This window comes from Roseateles sp. GW821-FHT09G03 (genome assembly GCF_059416045.1).
This window is the reverse complement of sequence record NZ_JBWKOK010000012.1, coordinates 33,445-52,249: the sequence shown is the minus strand read 5'-3', so window position 1 is coordinate 52,249 and position 18,805 is coordinate 33,445. Positions and strand designations below refer to the sequence as shown.

The 18,805-nt window shown below is 67.2% G+C and carries 15 protein-coding genes; 10 read left to right on the top strand and 5 right to left on the bottom strand.

Features of this window, described 5'->3' with window-relative positions:
* Positions 1–74: 74 nt before the first annotated feature.
* Positions 75–1,073, top strand: a complete 999-nt coding sequence (gene glk / locus AC07OZ_RS28610; RefSeq protein WP_495470412.1) for a glucokinase — start codon at positions 75–77, stop codon at positions 1,071–1,073.
* 184 nt (positions 1,074–1,257) lie between these two features.
* On the opposite strand, the gene AC07OZ_RS28605 is transcribed toward glk, so the two are convergent.
* A complete protein-coding gene (locus AC07OZ_RS28605; RefSeq protein WP_495470411.1) occupies positions 1,258–3,279 on the bottom strand; it encodes a M13 family metallopeptidase in 2,022 nt (673 codons plus the stop codon).
* A 135-nt stretch (positions 3,280–3,414) separates the two neighbouring features.
* A complete protein-coding gene (locus tag AC07OZ_RS28600; protein WP_495470410.1) occupies positions 3,415–4,434 on the bottom strand; it encodes a DMT family transporter in 1,020 nt (339 codons plus the stop codon).
* A 138-nt stretch (positions 4,435–4,572) separates the two neighbouring features.
* Here AC07OZ_RS28600 and AC07OZ_RS28595 point away from each other — a divergent pair, with 138 nt between their 5' ends.
* From AC07OZ_RS28595 to AC07OZ_RS28585, 3 genes are all read left to right on the top strand, one after another.
* Complete coding sequence (locus tag AC07OZ_RS28595; RefSeq protein ID WP_495470409.1) at positions 4,573–5,451, top strand: LysR family transcriptional regulator; 879 nt, start codon at positions 4,573–4,575, stop codon at positions 5,449–5,451.
* 122 nt (positions 5,452–5,573) lie between these two features.
* A complete protein-coding gene (locus AC07OZ_RS28590) occupies positions 5,574–6,323 on the top strand; it encodes an enoyl-CoA hydratase-related protein (RefSeq protein ID WP_495470448.1) in 750 nt (249 codons plus the stop codon).
* A 22-nt stretch (positions 6,324–6,345) separates the two neighbouring features.
* Positions 6,346–7,869: a 3-hydroxyacyl-CoA dehydrogenase gene (locus AC07OZ_RS28585; RefSeq protein WP_495470408.1), complete on the top strand. Its 1,524-nt coding sequence runs from the start codon at positions 6,346–6,348 to the stop codon at positions 7,867–7,869.
* A gap of 107 nt (positions 7,870–7,976) precedes the next feature.
* On the opposite strand, the gene AC07OZ_RS28580 is transcribed toward AC07OZ_RS28585, so the two are convergent.
* Complete coding sequence (locus tag AC07OZ_RS28580) at positions 7,977–8,813, bottom strand: IclR family transcriptional regulator domain-containing protein (RefSeq protein WP_495470407.1); 837 nt, start codon at positions 8,811–8,813, stop codon at positions 7,977–7,979.
* Between the two features lie 568 nt (positions 8,814–9,381).
* Positions 9,382–10,581, bottom strand: coding sequence for a 3-oxoadipyl-CoA thiolase (gene pcaF, locus AC07OZ_RS28575; protein WP_495470406.1), 1,200 nt, complete (start codon positions 10,579–10,581; stop codon positions 9,382–9,384).
* A 200-nt stretch (positions 10,582–10,781) separates the two neighbouring features.
* On the opposite strand from pcaF, the gene AC07OZ_RS28570 reads away from it, so the two are divergent.
* From AC07OZ_RS28570 to AC07OZ_RS28545, 6 genes are all read left to right on the top strand, one after another.
* Positions 10,782–12,080, top strand: coding sequence for an HD-GYP domain-containing protein (locus AC07OZ_RS28570; RefSeq protein ID WP_495470405.1), 1,299 nt, complete (start codon positions 10,782–10,784; stop codon positions 12,078–12,080).
* The gene (locus AC07OZ_RS28565) at positions 12,077–14,242 is read left to right on the top strand and encodes a putative bifunctional diguanylate cyclase/phosphodiesterase (protein WP_495470404.1); all 2,166 of its coding nucleotides are present in this window, start codon (positions 12,077–12,079) and stop codon (positions 14,240–14,242) included. Before AC07OZ_RS28570 ends, AC07OZ_RS28565 begins: the two co-directional genes overlap by 4 nt.
* A 134-nt stretch (positions 14,243–14,376) precedes the next feature.
* Positions 14,377–14,700 (top strand): DUF1840 domain-containing protein, encoded by a 324-nt coding sequence (locus AC07OZ_RS28560; RefSeq protein WP_495470403.1) that lies wholly within the window; start codon positions 14,377–14,379, stop codon positions 14,698–14,700.
* On the top strand, positions 14,701–15,378 hold the full coding sequence (locus AC07OZ_RS28555; RefSeq protein ID WP_495470402.1) for a histidine phosphatase family protein: 678 nt from the start codon (positions 14,701–14,703) through the stop codon (positions 15,376–15,378). It abuts the gene before it with no gap.
* 86 nt (positions 15,379–15,464) lie between these two features.
* Positions 15,465–16,541, top strand: coding sequence for a sterol desaturase family protein (locus AC07OZ_RS28550; protein WP_495470401.1), 1,077 nt, complete (start codon positions 15,465–15,467; stop codon positions 16,539–16,541).
* Between the two features lie 126 nt (positions 16,542–16,667).
* On the top strand, positions 16,668–17,621 hold the full coding sequence (locus AC07OZ_RS28545) for a porin (RefSeq protein WP_495470400.1): 954 nt from the start codon (positions 16,668–16,670) through the stop codon (positions 17,619–17,621).
* Positions 17,622–17,715: 94 nt separating this feature from the next.
* On the opposite strand, the gene ruvB is transcribed toward AC07OZ_RS28545, so the two are convergent.
* Positions 17,716–18,780, bottom strand: a complete 1,065-nt coding sequence (ruvB, locus tag AC07OZ_RS28540) for a Holliday junction branch migration DNA helicase RuvB (protein ID WP_495470399.1) — start codon at positions 18,778–18,780, stop codon at positions 17,716–17,718.
* Positions 18,781–18,805: the final 25 nt, after the last annotated feature.

Genomic DNA, 18,805 nt, shown 5'->3' with positions numbered 1-18,805 from the left:
CATCCAAGTCTTCTGCGGGCAGGCGACGGACTTGCCTCGCGAAGGCATGGAGCATCGGTGAAGGAAGACAAGGCATGAGACAGGGCGCGAAGGCAGCGCCGGCGCGTTTGCTGGCGGATGTGGGCGCGACGCACGTGCGTTTCGCCAGCCAGGGCGGTGCGGCGGATCCGCTGGAACATGTGGCGCGATATGTCTGCCAGGACTTCGACACGCTCGCGGATGCGATCTTCTATCACCTGCATCGCGAGGGCCTGGCGACGCCGCGCAGTTGCGCGATCGGCATTGCCACGGCGGTCACCGGCGACCACGTCCGGATGACCAACCACCATTGGAGTTTCTCCACGCGCGCGCTGCAGTCGGCGCTCGGGGCGGACCGGCTGCTGGTGATCAACGACTTCACCGCGCTCGCGTTGGCGCTCCCGGGCATCGATCCGCGATCGACGCGCAAGGTCGGCGGCGGCGAGGCGGTCGACGGCGCGGCACGCGGCTTGGTCGGCCCGGGGACGGGTCTTGGCGTCTCGGGGCTGCTGCCGTCCGAGGACGGCACCTCGATGGTCGCCGTCGGCGGCGAAGGCGGGCATGCGACGCTCTCGTCCTACGAGCCGGAGGAGCGCGCCGTGCTCGACCTGCTGCACCGGCGCTTCGGCCACGTGTCGGCGGAGCGCGCGGTGTCCGGTCCCGGTCTCGAAAATCTCTACACGGCGCTCGCCGAATTGCGCGGGCTCAAACTCGCACCTGGCGAAGGCCGCATCGCGCCGGCCATCACTGCCGCCGCGCTCGCCGGCGAGCCGTTCAGCAGCGATGTCGTCAGCATGTTCTGCGCGCTGCTCGGTGATATCGCCGGCCACGTCGCGCTCACGCTCGGCGCGCGCGGTGGGCTCTACATCGGCGGTGGCATCGTGCCCCGCCTCGGTGAGTGGTTCGATCGCAGTCCCTTCCGGACGCGCTTCGAGACCTGCGGCCGCCTTACTTCATACCTGCGAGCCATCCCGACCTTCGTCGTGCATGAGGCAGATCAGGCCCCGCTGCTCGGAGCAAGCCGAGCGCTGGATCGGGATGTGCTGACGCACTGAGTCCGCTCGTCCTTCGTCGGGCTGGGCGTTGGCCGCCGATGCATGGGGCCCCGGACGCAAGGTCCGAAACCCCACGCATCACCGTCCCCCATCACTGCCGTCCTTTCACGGTTTTGCGACCGGGGACTGCAATGGAAAACGGCCGGGACTTTGCAGTACCGGCCGTTCGTTTCGGGGTCAGGTCTTACCAGATCCGGATGCGGTCCTCGCTGGACTTGAACATCTTGTCGCCCGGCTTGGTCTTGAAGGCCTCGTGGAAACCATCATGGTTGACGGCGGCGCCGTTGGCACGGAACTCCGGCGGCGAGTGCGGATCGATCGTCAGGAGTTGCAGCTTGCGCTCGTCACGCGCCTTCTCGCGCCACGCCTGCGACCAGCCCATGAAGAAGCGCTGCTCGCCCGTGTAGCCGTCGATCACCGGCGCGGGTTTGCCGCCCAGGGAGCGCAGGTAGGCCTTGTAGGCGATCTGCAGGCCGGAGAGGTCGGCGATGTTCTCGCCCAGCGTCAGCTTGCCGTTGAGGTGCTTGCCGGCGATGGGCTCGTAGCCTTCGTACTGGGCGACCAGCTTGTTGCCGATGGCGTCGAAGGCCTTGCGGTCGTCGTCGGTCCACCAGTTGCGCAGCTTGCCGTCACCATCGAACTGGCTGCCCTGGTCGTCGAAGCCGTGGCTGATCTCATGGCCGATCACCGCGCCGATGGCACCGTAGTTCACCGCGTCGTCCGCCTTCGTGTTGTAGAAGGGCGGCTGCAGGATCGCGGCCGGGAAGACGATCTCGTTGAGCGTCGGGTTGTAGTACGCGTTGACCGTCTGCGGCGTCATCAGCCATTCGCGGCGGTCCACTGGCTTGCTGGCCTTGGCGGCCTGGCGCTTCCACTCGAAGGTCGAGGCCCGCAGGTTGTTGCCCACCGGATCGCCGGCTTTCACTTCCAGCGCGCCGTAGTCGCGCCAGACGTCGGGATAGCCGATCTTCACCATGTACTTCGACAGCTTGTCCTGCGCCTGCGCCTTGGTCGCGGGCGTCATCCAGCTCAGCTTGTCGATGGACTCCTTGTACGAGGCCAGCAGGTTGTTGACCAGCTGCACCATGCGCGCCTTGTCGGCCGCGGGGAAGTGGCGCTTGACGTAGACCTCGCCGACGGCTTCGCCCAGGGCGCCGTTGACGTTGCCCACGGCCTGCTGCCAGCGCGGCAGTTGGCTCTTCGCGCCGGTCAGCGCCGCGCCGTGGAAGGCGAAGTGCGCGTCGCGGTAGGCCTTGGGCAGCGTCGAGGCGTTGGCGTCGATGGTGCGGAAGGTCAGGTAGAGCTTGAGGTCGTCGAGCGACGCCTCACCCAGGATCTTGGCGGCGCCCGTCAGGTAGCTGGGCTGCGAGGCCGAGAGCTTGTCCAGGCCCGGCAGGGACGCGGCGGTGAAGAAGGCGTTCCAGTCGAAGCCCGGGGCCTTCTGCGCCAGCTCGGCCGGCGTCATCGGGTTGTAGGTCTTCTGCGGATCGCGCAGTTCGACCTTGTCCCATTGCACTTGCGCCAGGCGCTCCTCGAGCGCCAGCACGCGCTGCGCGCTGCCAGCCGGATCGGCGATGCCGGCCGCCTTCGCGAGCGTCTGCAGGTAGTCGACGTAGGCGCCGCGGGCCTTGCCCAGGCGCTCGTCGTCCTTCTTCAGGTAGTAGTCGCGGTCCGGCAGGCCGAGGCCGCCCTGCCAGGTCTGCAGGCGGTTGATGGTGGGGTCCTGGTAGTCGGCCTCGATGCCCAGCGGCACGGGCAGGTCGACGACGCCGGTCTGCGCGCCCAGCCAGGTGGCCAGCTGCTCGCGCGTCTGGATCGCGGCGATGCTGTCCAGCAGCGGCTTCACCGGCGCGAGGCCGGCCTTGTCGATCGCCGCAGTGTTCATGTAGGCGGCGTAGTAGTCGCCGATCTTCTGCTCGACGGTGCCGGCCTTGGCTTTCTTCTTCGAGAGGTCCTCGATGATGGCGCGCGCCCGCTTGTCGGAGAGGTCCGCCAGCTGATGGAAGGCCCCGTAGGAGGACTTGTCCGCGGGGATCTCGGTGGTCGAGAGCCAGTGGCCGTTGGCGGCGCGGAAGAGATCGTCCTGAGGGCGGACGGTCTTGTCGTAGCCCTTGAGGTCCAGGCCCGACTGCGGCTGGGCCGCCATCGCGAAGCCGCCCAGCTGCATCAGCAGGGCGAGGGTGGTGAGGCGGAGGGCATTCTTCATCGCAAGCAGCTCTTGAGCGCGGGCCGGGCCCGACGAGGCCGCCAGCCTATGCCAGAAGACAGCCCCATGACAAAAGGCATGAGGCCGCCTGTGGCGCCCGTCGCACCGGGGCTTTCCAGCTTGTCGGGAGGCGTTTCAAGTGGCTGGGCAGCGCCCGCCGGTGGTCGCCAGCGCCCCGGCCTTTACCTCCGCTTTACCGGCGGCGCCGTTTCCCGTTGCGGCGTCGCCGCCAGCCCGTGTCGCGGTGGCCGTTGTTGCCGGGGTCGACGACCGCGTGCTCAACGTGAGCGCCGCGATGACAAGCGCCGCGCCCATCCATTCCTGCATCGCCGGGTGCTGGCCCAGCGCGACGCTCATCAGCAGCGCCGACACCGGCACGCCGTTCAGGAACAGGGTCCCACGCGAGGCCCCCAGCTGCCGCACGCCGAAGTTGAAGGCCACCACGGCCGCCACCGTGGGGACGGCCGCGATGTAGACCAGGTGGGGCGCGACCGGGGTCAGGTCTTCCCAGGCCGGGGCGGCTATCCAGCCGCCGGCCGTCGCGACGACCGCGAACGCGACCTGCCACGGCAGTGCCGCGATGGCCGTCAGGCCGGTGTATTCGAGCGGGCTGAGGTCCGGCACCTTGGCCGCGCCCCGCGTGTAGAGCACCCAGCCGACCGTGCCCAGCAGCGTCAGCGCGTCGCCCAGCAGCATGTGCGGCGGACCGTCGGTGCGCCCCAGCACGCCGGAGACGAGGATGACGCCGCTGAGCGCCAGCACCGCCGCGCCGGCCACGCCCAGTCCCGGCCGCTGGCCGTCGAGCAGCCAGCGCAGCAGGATCGTCGTCATCGGCATCGTGGCCATGAGCACCGCACCGTGCGAGGGCAGCGAGAGCTTCAGCCCTTCCAGCACGAGGATGCCGAAGAAACCGTAGCCCAGCACGCCGTAGCGCGTCAGCGTTCCCCAATGGGCGCGGAGCTTGGCCCAGGGCCGTTCGCCGAAGAAGACGACCAGCAGCGTCATGCCGATGCCCGCGAGCAGGTAGCGCACCGCCGTGAACCAGATGGGATCGAGCCGGCTCAGCACCGGCTTGCCGACGAGGAACAGGCTGCCCCACGAGACCGCCGCGAACAGCATCGCGACGGTGGCGGCATAGGGATTGGAGAGGCTCATGGCGCCCTTCGCTTTCGCAAGACTTCGATGGGAGGGAAGTCTGGGCGCCGCCTCGCGCGGGGTCTATGCGCATCTTTGGAACACGCGTTCCGAGAATGTGAACAACGGTCCCGCGGCGGCTTGTCAGAATGCGGTCCCATGGAGCTGTACCAGCTGAAGAGCTTTCTGGCCGTCGTGGCCGAACGCAACCTGACCCGCGCCGCGGAGAAGGTGTTCACGTCCGTGCCCGCCGTCAGCGCGCAGATCAAGGCGCTGGAGGAGGAACTCGGCGTCCAGCTGTTCGAGCGCAGTTCGCGCGGCATGACGCTGACGTCCGCCGGGGAGAAGCTCGCCGAGGAGGCTCGCCGCACGCTGGATGCGGCACAGCGACTGCGGCACGCTGCCGCGCAGATCCGGGGCGATGTGCAGGGCGTGCTGCGCATGGGCACGGTCAGCGACCCGATCTCGCTGCGCCTGGGGGACGTGCTGGTCAAGCTGGCGGAGCGTCATCCCGGCATCGGCCTGCAGCTGATGCAGCGCCTGTCGCTGCAGAGCGTGCAGGCGCTGCGGCGGGGTGAGGTCGATTGCGCCTACGTGCTGCACGACAACGAGACCGCGGAAGGCCTCATCGTCAATCGTCTGCGGCGGATGGAACTCGCGATCGCGGTGCCACGCCGCTTCGCCGACCGCGACTGGCCGGTCTCGCGGGACGCGCTGCTGTCACTGCCCTGGATCGGCACGCCGGTGGTCTGCGGCCTGCGCGCCGCGGCGGAACGGCTGTTCCAGAGCGCCGGCCGCGAGCCGCCGCACAGCCTGATGGCCGAGACCGAATCCGCCGTGCGCGGCATGGTCGCGAGCGGGCTCGGCGCGGCGATTCTCCGGCTCGACCAGGCGCAGGCCGCCGTGGAGGCCGGCGAACTGCGCATCTGGCCGCACTGGCAGGACGAGACCTGGCTGTGCTGGCTGCAGAAGGAAGGCCCCGAGGAGCACGCGCTGACCGCCGTGCGGGAACTGGTCGAGGAAGTCTGGCGGGACTGAAGGGACGTCGGTTCTTTTTCGACCGACCGGTCGGGCTGCGATACTCCGTCGATCACAACGGAGACAGCATCGTGGAGACCCTGCAGATAACGACCGATGCACGGGGCGTGGCCCGCGTGACGATGAACCGGCCCGAGGTGTTCAACGCCTTTGACGAAGCCATGATCGCGGACCTCGATGCAGCCTTCGGGCGCCTTGGCGAGGATCCGGGCGTGCGGGTCATCGTGCTGGAAGGCTCGGGCAAGGCGTTCAGCGCGGGTGCCGATCTCCAGTGGATGAAGCGTGCGTCCGAAGCGACGCAGGACTGGAACGTCGAGGACGCGCGCCGATTCGCCGGCATGCTCGACCGCATCGCCCGCTGCCCGAAACCGACGATCGCGAAGGTCCACGGCGTGGCGCTGGGCGGCGGCGTCGGGCTGACACTGGCCTGCGACATCGCCGTCGCCGCGGCCGGTGCGCAGTTCGCTGTCAGCGAGGCCCGCTTCGGTATCCTGCCCTCGGTGATCGGCCCCTACGTGATCAACGCTGTCGGCCCGCGCGAGGCGCGCCGGCTCGCGCTGACCGCCAGCCGCATTCCGGCCGCCGAGGCGCTGAGGATCGGCATGCTGCATGAGGTCGTCGAGAGCGACGCCGCCGGCGGGCTCGAGGGCGCCGTCGAGCGCTGGATCGCGGAACTGGTGATGAACGGCCCCTTGGCGCAGGCGGAGATCAAGACCTTGTTCTCCCACCTCGAAGTGGGCCCGGTGAGCGCCGAGGTGCGCGAACTGACGGCACTGACCATCGCCCGCGTGCGCATGGGCGCCGAGGCGAAGGAGGGCTTTGCCGCGTTCCTCGCCAAGCGGCCCGCCGCCTGGGTTCCGAACCAGGATTGAACAGGAAGACACGGAGACAGCCATGACGAAATCGACAGGATCCTGGCGCATCGCGGCGGCCGAGGCGGCACAGGCGCCCGTGGCGGTGATCGGCGCGGGCGTGATGGGCGCGGGCATCGCGCAGGTGGCGGCGCAAGCCGGCCACCCGGTGCAACTGATGGACCTGCGCGAAGGCGCCGCCGAAGCGGCGATCGCGCAGATCGGCAAGGCGCTGGACGGGCTGGTGACGAAGGGCCGAATGGACGCGGCCGAGCGCGACGCGGCGATGGGGCGGCTCTCGCCTGCCGCCGCGGCCGCGGACCTGACGGGCGCGGCGCTCGTGATCGAGGTGATCGTCGAGAAGCTCGAGCCCAAGCAGGCGCTGCTGCGCGAGCTCGACGCGCTCCTGCCGCCCGACGCGCTCATCGCGTCGAACACCTCGTCGATCAGCCTCACCGCGCTGGCCAACGGGATGGCGACACCGCGTCGCCTGGTCGGCATGCACTTCTTCAATCCGGTGCCGATGATGAAGCTGGTCGAGGTCGTCTGGGGCGCGGAGACGGACCCGTCCGCCGCGCAGGCGATCGAACAGCTGTCGCGCCGCTGGGGCAAGACGCCGGTGCACGCGAAGTCGACGCCGGGGTTCATCGTCAACCGGATCGCGCGTCCCTACTATGCCGAGACGCTCGCACTGCTGCAGGAGCAGGCCGGTTCACCCGCGCAGCTGGACCGCGCGCTGCGCAGCGCAGGGTTCCGCATGGGGCCGTGCGAATTGATGGACCTGATCGGACACGACACCAACTACCTGGTGACGCAGTCGGTGTTCGAGGCCAACTTCGGCGACAAGCGCTATCAGCCGTCGCTGGTGCAGAAGGCGCTGGTCGACGGCGGCCGGCTGGGACGCAAATCCGGCAAGGGCTTCTACAAGGGCGTGCCCGCCGTGACGCCGCCGGTGGCCCCCGTCGACGAGGATGTCGGCGTGGTCACGCTGGCGGGGCAGGGGCCGTTGGTCGACGGGCTCGGCGACTGGATGATGACGCGCGGCGTCGAGTTCGAGCGCGATCTGGCAGCGGACTGGCAGGGCATGGCCATCGAGGGGCTGCAGTTGCACTTCACGCGGGGACGTTGCGCCGCACAGCTGGCACATGAGCGCAACCAGCCGGGCCTGGCGGTGATCGACTGGCCGCTGGCGCCGGACCGCATCGACGGCCTGGCCATCGCGTTTGCGCCGCGCGTCGAGGCGGGCTCGCGGACGCGCGCCGACGTGCTGCTGCGCGCCCTCGGCTGGGAGCCGCTGGTGCTGCGCGACGTGCCAGGACTTGCCGTGGCGCGGACGATCGCGATGCTCGTCAATGAAGGCGCCGACGCGGTCTGGCAAGGTGTCTGCGACGAGACCGGCGCCGATACGGCGATGAAGCTCGGCGTCAACTATCCGGCTGGGCCCTTCGAATGGCTGGCGTTGCTCGGTGCGCCGGTCATCGTCGACGCGCTGGACGGACTCTTCGATGCGTATCGCAGCGAGCGCTACCGCATCAGCCCGCTGTTGCGACAGCGCCTGTGGGCCTGAAGCGATGGCCCCCGTCCGTCAGGGCGGGGGATCCATGCATGAAAAAAGCGACCCTCGGGTCGCTTTCTCATTGGCGCCTGGGCGCTCCTGATACCTGCCCTGAAGCCTCAGAGCAGCATGCGCAGGTGAGCCTGCGCCTGCAGCAGCGGCGGCAGGCAGTGCTCGACCATCTGCTCCATGCTCATGCGGGTCGCATGCACGCTGATGGCCATCGCGGCGACGGTGTCGCCCTTGTAGTTCTTCAAGGGCACGGCCACCGAGCGCAGGCCTTGCTCCAGCTCCTGGTCGATCAGCGCATAACCCTGGGCGCGGGCGCGGGCGATCTCGATGCGCAGGCGTTCCGGATGCGTGATCGTGTGCGGGGTCAGCGCGGTCAGTTCCTGGCGGGCGATGAAGGCGTCGACTTCCGCCTGCGGCTGCGCCGCCAGCAGCACGCGGCCGTTGCCGGTGCAGTAGGCCGGCACGCGGGTGCCCGGTTGCAGCGTCGGGGACACCACGCGGCCCGCGCTCGTCGCCGAGATGCAGATCACGTCGTTGCCGTCGAGCACGCCCGCCGACGAAGCTTCCTTCATCGCGTACGCCAGCTTGTGCAGCTCGGGTTCGATGATGCGCGGCAGGCGGGCGGAGTGCATGTAGCTCTGGCCCAGGCGCAGCACCTTCGGCGTCAGCGCGAACATCTTGCGGTCCTGCGAGACGAAGCCCAGGTGGGTCAGCGTCAGCAGGTAGCGGCGGGCGGCCGCGCGGGTCAGGCCGGTACGGCCAGCGACTTCGCTGATGGTCAGTCTGGGGCGTTCCTGATCGAAGGCTTCGATCACAGCCAGGCCCTTTTCCAGGCCGGCGACCAGGTCGCGCTTCAGCGGACCGGTACGGACTTCAGCATCAGGGGCGGGGACGACCGCTTGAATCGCGGTCAGTTCATCATCGTGGGCTCGTGCAGCGGACATGGCGGGGAGGGAGGACGTGCGTTTGACGCCCAAATCTGCTGGGCGTAAGCAGGTGATGTCCACGACTATAGGGACAACCCTGTGAAGAATGTTTGCCAGGGCAAATGTTTTATCCGCAAATCGCACGCTTGTGCATCAATTTGGTGCGTTTTCTGCGCAGAACGCCCCACCGCCTGGATCAGGAAGTGTACGTGGGCGTTCAGCGGGAAAAAGGTGCGCGAAACCGCGGTCGGTGGTCGCTAAGCAGGCGGTCAATAGTCAGACATCATGCTTGTCACCGCATACCTACATATATGAGCGGTATGCGCCATCAAACGAAGTCAGTATCACATGCGATGTGCGATTGGCGCCTACGTGGTCCTACGTGCGCCCATGACTATTTCTTTGATGCCCCCAACCTTTGGCTATGGGCCGCACAACAGGCGCAATGGTGCCTGGCGCGCCTGCGTTGCACCAAAATGAGGTCGGACAACCTGGGCGATTGCTGGCGTCCACGTCTCGTCCCAACGAACCGGGCGTCGCCAAGAACGAGGGACAACGGGCCGGGCTGTGCCGGCGCTCAAGACGGTCAGACGCGCTCGACGACGATCGCGATGCCCTGGCCCACCCCGATGCACATCGTGCACAGCGCGTAGCGGCCCTGGATGCGGTGGAGCTGGTTGATGGCCGTCGTGATCAATCTGGCGCCGCTGGCGCCGAGCGGGTGGCCCAGCGCGATCGCACCGCCGTTGGGATTCACTCGGGGATCGTCGTCCTGCAGGCCGAGGTCGCGCAGCACGGCCAAACCCTGGGCGGCAAAGGCCTCGTTCAATTCGATGACGTCCATCTGCTCCAGGGCAAGGCCGACCTGAGCCAGGACCTTGCGCGTCGCGGGCGCGGGGCCAATGCCCATGACGCGCGGCGCAACGCCGGCCGTCGCCATGCCCAGCACGCGCGCTCGCGGGGTCAGGCCGTGACGGGCGACTGCCGATTCGCTGGCCATCAACAGCGCGCAACTGCCGTCGTTGACCCCGGACGCGTTGCCGGCCGTCACGCTACCGTCCGCTCGGACGACGCCCTTGAGCTTGGCCAGCGCTTCCAGGCTGGTTTCGCGCGGATGCTCGTCCTGGCGCACGACAACGGCGTTGCCCTTTTTCTGGGGAATCGTGACCGGACAGATTTCGGCGTCGAAAAAGCCGCTGCGCTGCGCGGCCAGCGCTCTCGTCTGGCTGGCCAGCGCCATGCGGTCCTGCGCCTCGCGCTCGATACCAAAGTCGACCGCGACGTTTTCCGCCGTCTCCGGCATCGCATCGACGCCGTACTGTGCCTTCATCTTCGGATTGATGAAGCGCCAGCCGATGGTGGTGTCGTAAATGGCGTTGGTGCGAGCAAAGGCGGTTTCCGCCTTGGGCATGACGAAGGGGGCGCGGCTCATGCTCTCGACGCCGCCGGCAATCATCAGGTGGACTTCGCCGGCGCGGATCGCCCGAGCGGCGCTTCCGACAGCGTCCATGCCAGAGCCGCAGAGCCGGTTCAACGTCACGCCGGGAACGCCGATCGGCAGGCCCGCCAGCAGCGCGGACATGCGCGCCACGTTGCGGTTGTCTTCACCCGCCTGGTTCGCGCAGCCGTAGAACACGTCGTCCAGCGCTTCCCAGTCCAGCGACGGGTGGCGCGCCATCAAGGCCTGGATCGGCACCGAACCCAGATCGTCCGCGCGGATCGACGACAGGGCGCCGCCGTAACGTCCGAAAGGGGTGCGCTGCGCATCGCAGATGAAGGCGTGCATGAAAAGTCTCCTGTATCTTTATGAGAATGCGAGGTTCAGGGGATCATAGGGGGGCGCAGGAAAAACCTGTGACAAGTTGCACGGTCCCCCCTGGATCATGCGCAACGCCGTACGGTTGACGCGCTTTTGATTTAAGTTGCGCCCCTCCGCAGCCGAAGCTGCTGACGAGGGCGTCCGAACCTGGACGCGGAACTACAAGAATGAAGGACAGATCGGCCGACCCGCTCATCGATGTGAACCAGCTGAAAGTGGGGATGTTCATTCATCTCGACCTCGGCTGGATGTCGCATCCCTTTCCGCTGAGCAGCTTCAAGCTGAGTTCGGAAGAGCAGTTGCTGATCCTGCGCCGCCTGGGCCTGAAGCAGGTGCGCTGGAGTCCGGGCAAGAGCGACCTGCCGCTGGAGGCGACGCCGATGGCGGCGCTTGCGCCCGCGGCGACCGTCATCGAGGAAACCCGCAGCGCCGAGGACGAGGTGCGCGAACGCCATCGCCGCCTGTTGGCCGAACAGCGCGACGCGCTGCTGTTGTGCGAGCGCCAGTACGCCGAAGCCGCTTCCGCCCTGCGCGACCTGATGGATCTGGTGCCCCGTGAGCCGACGGATGCGCGGGACCGGTCGTCCGCGCTGTCCCGCGCGTTGCTGGACAAGATGCTGGTCGAGGGCGACATCAACATCCGCCTGCTCAATGAAGGCGCCGGTGACCGCGGCACCGCGCACGCGCTGAACGTCGCCGTGATCGCGATGCTGCTGGGCCGGGCTTTCGGCCTGGGCCGAGACGAGATGCTGGACCTGGGGCAAGGTGCTCTGCTCCACGACATCGGCAAGATGGAGCTGACCGCCCGTTTCCGCCATCGCGACGACAGTTTCACCGCCGCCGAGGTGGCCGCCTACCAGCAGCACGTCGCCAAGGGCGTCGTGCTTGGGCAGAAGATGGGCGTGGGGGCCGGACCGCTGCTGATCATTGCGCAGCATCATGAACACGCCGATGGCAGCGGGTTCCCGCAACGTCTGAACGCGGACCGCATGAGCATCGGCGCCCGCATCGTGGCGCTTGTCAATCGCTTCGACGGCCTGTGCAATCCGCTGCTCAGCTCCAAGGCGATGACGCCGCACGAGGCGCTGTCGCTGATGTTCGCGCAGGGGCGCAGCCGTTTCGATGCGACCATGCTTAACGCCTTCATCCGGATGATGGGCGTATACCCGCCGGGTTCTGCGGTGCAACTGACCGACGATCGCTATGCGCTGGTCGTGGCCGTCAATTCATCGCGGCCGCTCAAGCCCAAGGTCATGGTCCATGACCCCAAGGTGCCTCGCGACGAGGCGCTGGTGCTGAATCTGGAGGAACTGCCCGACCTCGGCATCCGTCGCAGCGTCAAGCCGCAGCAATTGCCGCGCGCTTCGTTGGACTACCTCAGCCCGCGTAGCCGCATCGCCTATTTCTTCGAGTCTGCCGGCCCGATGTCCCTGCCGCCGCCTCCCCCCGGGGAGATGGCTGCGTGAATCTGCCGACCCGAGCCCCCGCCGCATCTCCCGCGGTGTTCAATACCGCGTTCCTGCCGCTGATCGATGGCTTGCAGGAAGGGGTATGGCTCGTGGACGCACGCACGCATTGCGTCGTTGCGGTCAATCGCGCGTCGCAGCAACTGCTTGGATTGCAGGCCAAGGACCTGATCGGAAGCAGCGTCGAATCGCTGGCGTCGACGCCGGAGGACGCGTTGTTCTGGATGGATGCCGCGACCGGTCGCCGCGAGAGCCTCCACACCGACACGATGATGCGCCACGCCGATGGCCGCATGCTGTGGATCTCCCGCCGCATCAGCCATGTCGCGCAGTCGCAGGGCGACGGTCTGTGGCTGATCGCGATGCGCGACCAGACCCTGCAGCGCCAGCATGACGAGGAGCGGGAGACGCTGCTCGCTGAATTGCGCGCCACGCTCGAATCGACCGCGGACGGCATCCTGGTGACGGACCTGGCAGGCCGGATCCGCAGCTTCAACCAGCGGCTGGCGTCGCTGTGGGGGATCCCCGAGGACCTGCTCAACGACCGCAACGACGACGCCGTCCAGGCGTGGATGCGCCGGAGCGTGGTCGATGGCGCCGCCTATGCGATGCGGCTCGGCGCCATCCAGGAATCGCCGCTGCTGCACACCAGCGACAACCTGAAGCTGATCGACGGTCGCGTGCTCGAGCGCGTGTCGCTGCCGCAATGGAGCCGGGGCCGGCCGATCGGGCGTGTCTACTCGTTCCGCGACCTCAGCGAGAAGCTCGCCGCACACCAGCGCATCGAGGAGCTGTCGCACAACGACATGCTCACGGGGCTGCCGAACCGACGTGCGTTGATGGAACGCGTCGACTACGCACAGGCCATGGCCCGCCGCGAAACGACACCGTTCGCACTGCTCAACGTCGACCTCGACCGCTTCAAGCAGATCAACGACACGCTGGGCCACTCCTATGGCGACCGCGTCCTGAAGGAAGTCGCGCTGCGATTGAAGGAGTCGCTGCGCGAGGTCGACACCGTCGCGCGGCTTGACGGCGATGAGTTTGCACTGCTGATCCACCAGGCAGACGCCCGCGGCGCCGAGCACGCTGCGCGTCGCGTCCAGGAGGCGATGTCTCGGCCGTTCTGCTTCGATACGCTGAGCTTCACGGTCACCTGCAGTACGGGCATCGCCCTATTCCCCGGCGACGGCGCCAGTGCGGAGGAACTGCTGGCCAGCGCCGAGCGCGCGATGCATTGGGTCAAGGAGAGCGGCCGCAGCGCCTTCCGCTTCCATCAGCCGCGCAAGGACGTGGACCTGCTGTCGCGCATGCGGCTGGACCATGCCATGCGACAGGCCTTGCAAGAGCATGAGTTCCGCCTGCACTTCCAGCCGCAAGTCTCGCTGGAGACCGGTGAACTCGTCGGCGCGGAGGCGCTGATCCGCTGGCGCGATCCGCTGCGCGGCGACGTGCCGCCATCCGAGTTCATCCCGGTGGCCGAGGAGAGCGGATTCATCGTCGCGATTGGCCAATGGGTTCTGCAACAGGCCGTGGCGCAAGCGGCGGCCTGGCTCCAGAAGGGGCTGCGCGTGCCGGTGGCGGTCAACGTGTCGGCGTTGCAGTTCCAGCAGGCGCAGTTCGTCGAGCAGGTTGCGCAAGCCCTGCGTGCCTACGACCTGCCGCCGTCGCTGTTGGAGTTGGAACTCACGGAATCCGTCCTGCTGCGCGATGCCGAAGAGGCGTTGCATCGGATGGAGTCACTGTCGGAGCTGGGTGTGCTCATGGCGATCGACGATTTCGGCACCGGCTATTCCAGCCTGGGTTATCTGAAGCGCTTCCCGATCCAGCGCCTCAAGATCGACCGGAGTTTCGTGAAGGGACTGCCAGGGGATGCCAGCGACGCCGGCATCGTCAACGCGATCGTGCAGATGGGGCGCGCGCTCCATCTGAAGGTGATCGCCGAGGGCGTCGAGACCGAAGCGCAACGTGACTTCCTGGCCCGTTGCGGTTGCCATGAGTACCAGGGTTTCCTGTGCGCGCCGGCGCTGGAAACGCGCGCCTTCGAGGAGCGTCAAGCCCAGATCGCCGCGCAGGCCGAGGCCGGGAAACTGACGCGCGAACAGGCGTCCGGAACGCCGCGCACCGCCCGGGCCTCCGTGCATCTGCTGCGCGGCGGCTGATCCTGGCCACGCTTGACGCGCATCGGGATCGACCCGGGGTGCGGGTGGCGCGGTGTCGAGAGACCTCTCCACTGCCTCCTGAGCGAGGGCGGCACAATGCACCGATGGCCGTCGTCGGCGGCCGGGAGACACGCATGCTGTACAAGTTCAAGTCAAAGGCAGGGGCTGACGTCATCATGTTGGCCGCCCATGGCGATCAAGCACTGCAGGCCCTGGGCCGCGGGCCTGCGCCGCAGGGGATCTTCCAGGCGTCGGATCTGCCCACCCTGATTTCACAGGGAGAAGCCGCGATCGCCGAAGAGCAGGGCGCGCTGGATCGTGCCGCCGAGGAGGCCCAGGCCGACGGGCGCAAGCCGCCGCCCAAGCCCGAGGTCACGCTGCGCCAGCGCTTGTGGCCGTTGCTGGAGCTGATGCGCGCCGCGCAAGCGGCCAACGCGGACGTGGTCTGGGGCGTCTGAGTGGACTCGACCCTGATTCTGGCCATCCGGCACGGCGAGACCGCGTGGAACCGGGAAGGTCGTCTGCAAGGCCATCTGAACCTCCCGCTGAACGCGCTGGGCGAGCGTCAGGCTGAGCGGCTCGGTGCCGCTCTGGCGGACCATCCGATCGACGCCGTCTACGCGAGCGACCTGGATCGCGCCGCGGTGACGGCCCGGCATCTGGCGTCGCCGCACGGACTCGAGGTACACCTCGATGAACGCCTGCGGGAGCGCGCTTTCGGCATCCACGAGGGCAAGCTGTGGACCGAGATCGAGGCCGGATTCCCTGAGGACGCCCTGCGCTGGCGTCGGCGTGATCCCGACTTCGAGCCGCCTGGCGGCGAGAGTCTGACCGCGCTCTACGCGCGTTGCATTGCCGTCGTGTCGGAACTGGCCTCGTCGCATGCGGGGCAGACGATTGCGATCGTCGCGCACGGCGGTGTGATGGACTGCCTGTACCGTGCCGCGACTCGCATCGACCTGCAGGCGCCTCGCAGCTGGGTGCTGGGCAACACGAGCGTCAATCGGCTGCTGCATTCGCCGCAAGGATTCAGTCTGGTTGGATGGAACGACGATCAGCATCTGCAAGGACTGACGCTGGATGATCCCGGCGTGCCGGGCTTCATGCCCGTCGCGACGGCGACCGCCAAAGCCTGATCGCGGGATCGCCGGGTCCCCACGAGGGCCGGTAGCCGCGCGCACATCGACAGAAGCGCCGTATCGAGCGCTCATCGAGGAGACACATGACTGACGCACAGATCATCGTGCTGGCAACGCCGGTGTTCTTCGCCCTGATCGGGCTCGAGTACTGGATCGGCCTGCGGCGCGGCCGCAATACCTATCGACTCAACGACGCGGTGAGCAGCATCGCGCTCGGCATGCTGAGCCAGGTGGTGGGGGTGCTGACCAAGCTCTTCACGCTGGGCATCTACACGTGGGTGTTCGAGCGCGCGGCGCTGACCCGGCTGGATGCGAGTGCCTGGTGGGTCTGGCTTCTCGGACTGCTGCTGTATGACTTCCTCTACTACTGGCACCACCGGCTCGGCCACACGACGGCGCTGTTGTGGGCCGCGCACGTCGTCCATCACCAGAGCGAAGACTACAACCTGTCCACCGCGCTGCGCCAGACCGGCAGTGGCTGGCTCGTCGGTTGGCTCTTCTACATGCCGATGGCGATCCTCGGGTTTCCGCCGCTGGTCTACGCGGTCGTCGCCCTGGTCGATCTGCTGTACCAGTTCTGGGTGCATACGCAGCAGATCGGCAAGCTCGGATGGTTCGACCGCTGGTTCTGCTCGCCGTCCAATCATCGTGTGCATCACGCTGTCAACGATCCCTATCTTGATCGCAACTACGGCGGAATCCTCATCATCTGGGACCGGATGTTCGGGAGCTTCGAGGAAGAGCTGGACCGCGAACCCTGTGTCTACGGCACCCGCGACGCGCTGCAGAGCTGGAACCCTTGGACGGCCAACGTGCAGGTCTATGCCAAGTTGCTGAACAAGACGCGACGCACGCCGCGCTGGCGGGACAAGCTACGCCTGTGGTGGGAGCCGGCACATTGGGAACCGGGCATCGGCGCTCGCATAGCGCCCGGATTCGACCCGCACGGAAGGCCGCTGTTCGACCCGAAAGTCGTGTCCTCGCACGCCTGGGCGGCGGGCGCGATGTTCCTGCTGCTGCTTGGGGCGGTGGCGCTGTTCCTCTGGAACGCCCATCGGCTCGGCCCGGTCGAGCAGATCGCCGTGCTTGCGGGACTGCTGGCGGGGCAGGTGCTGACGGCGCGCCTGTTATCACCCGCGGACCCTCTGGTTCACCCCTAACGGGGAACTGTTGCAATTTTGCGTCGGGCGTTATGGGTGCGTGCAACGCACTTCTATACTCCGCACACCTTGCAGTAAAGCCATTGAGCCAGACCGGCTGAAACCTCCAACTGGATGAAGGTGGGTATGAAAAAGATTGCATTCGCTGCGGCCATCGCGGCCCTTTCCGCTCCCGTGTTCGCGCAGAGCTCCGTCACGCTCTGGGGCCGTATCAACACCTCGGTGGAAAGCATCAAGACCGGCAATGCCGACCGTGTCGCCTCGGTGATCAACAACAACTCGCGTCTGGGCTTCAAGGGCACGGAAGACCTGGGCAGCGGTCTGAAGGCGAGCTTCGCACTGGAACACGGTCTGAACTCGGACGACGGTCGCCAGACCAATTCGGCGTTCTGGAACCGTGAAGCCAGCGTGCAACTGGCCGGCGAATTCGGCGCGATCCGCCTGGGCCGCTGGACCCCCGGCTCGTACTACGCCACGGCCGACTATGTGTCGATGCACAACCACGACACCGGCACGTCGGAAGACAAGCTGTACTCCGGCGCCGGCTTCACGCAGACCAACAAGGTCGGCTACTTCACCCCGAACATCAGCGGCTTCAACGGCGAGTTCACGCTGCATGCCGGTGAAGGCGTCGATCCGCGCGGCTACGACGTCGCTCTGAACTACGACCAAGGCCCGATGCACCTGGGTGCTGGCTACAGCAAGCAAGGCAGCGCCAAGCAATACGCCATCCGCGGCCTGTATGAACTGGGCGCTTTCACGTTCGGTGGCTACGCGCAGCGTGAAGAGTCGGGCACGCCGCAATCGCCGGGCGCCAAGGATTCGCGTTGGATCGGCCGCGCGGCTGTGATGTACACGCTGGGCCAGTCTGAATTCCACCTGAACGTCGGTGGCACCAAGGCCGGCGCTTACTCGTTCAACAACGGTCGTAACGGTGGCAAGCAATACACGCTGGCCTACAACTACAACCTGAGCAAGCGCACCAAGGTCTACGCGTTCTACACCGCCGTGGACGCGACCACCGCGAACAAGGTCAACGACCTGAACTCGTTCGCCCTGGGCATCCGCCACAACTTCTGATCTCCGGATCACGAAGCAGAAAGGCGCTCTTCGGAGCGCCTTTTTCGTTGTTGCAACGATGACTACAGACCCGTTGCCTGCGAGCCTGGCGCATTCATTCGAGGTCGAACAACTGCCCCGCCTGCTTTGGAGGCGCTACGCCGAGATGGCGATATGCCGCCAGCGTCGCGATCCGCCCGCGCGGCGTGCGCTGCAGGAAGCCCTGCTGGATCAGGTAGGGCTCGATCACGTCCTCGATGGTGCCGGGTTCTTCGCCGATGGCTGCGGCAACATTGTCCAGCCCCACCGGCCCACCGTCGAAGCGGTGCACCACCGCCTCCAGCAATTTGCGGTCCATCAGGTCGAAGCCCAGAGGATCGACGTCCAGCATTGCCAGCGCCTTTTCCGCAATCGTGCGGGTGATGGTGCCGTCGGCCTTGACGTCGGCGTAATCGCGGACGCGGCGCAACAGGCGGTTGGCGATACGCGGCGTGCCGCGCGAACGGCGCGCGACTTCGAGCGCTCCCTCCGGATCGATCGGCGCGCCGAGCAGCGAAGCGGATCGTGTCACGATGCGCCGCAATTCGTCGGCGGTGTAGAACTCCAGCCGCGCGACGATACCGAAGCGGTCGCGCAGCGGATTGGTCAGCATGCCGGCGCGCGTGGTCGCACCCACCAGCGTGAAAGGCTGCAGGTCGAGCTTGATCGAGCGGGCTGCCGGGCCTTCGCCGATCATGATGTCGATCTGGTAATCCTCCAGTGCCGGATAGAGGATTTCCTCGACGACCGGCGAGAGCCGGTGGATCTCGTCGATGAACAGGACATCGTTTCGCTCGAGATTGGTCAGGATGGCCGCCAGGTCCTTGGGCTTCTCCAGCACCGGGCCGCTGGTCTGGCGCAGGTTGACGCCCAGTTCTGCTGCGACGATGTGGCTCAGTGTCGTCTTGCCCAGCCCGGGTGGTCCGAACAGCAGCACGTGATCGAGGGCTTCGTGGCGCTTCTTCGCGGCGCCGATGAAGATCTCCAACTGTTCCCGAGCCTTGGCCTGGCCGACGTATTCGTCGAGCAGCTTGGGACGCAACGCGCGCTCGATCGCGTCCTCGTTCGGCGACGCGGGTTGTGCACTGATCAGGCGGGCCTGCTGCGGCGCGGGCGTGAAGTCGTCGGTCTGGATGCTCATGATGAGAGGGTACGCCGCGCGCGAG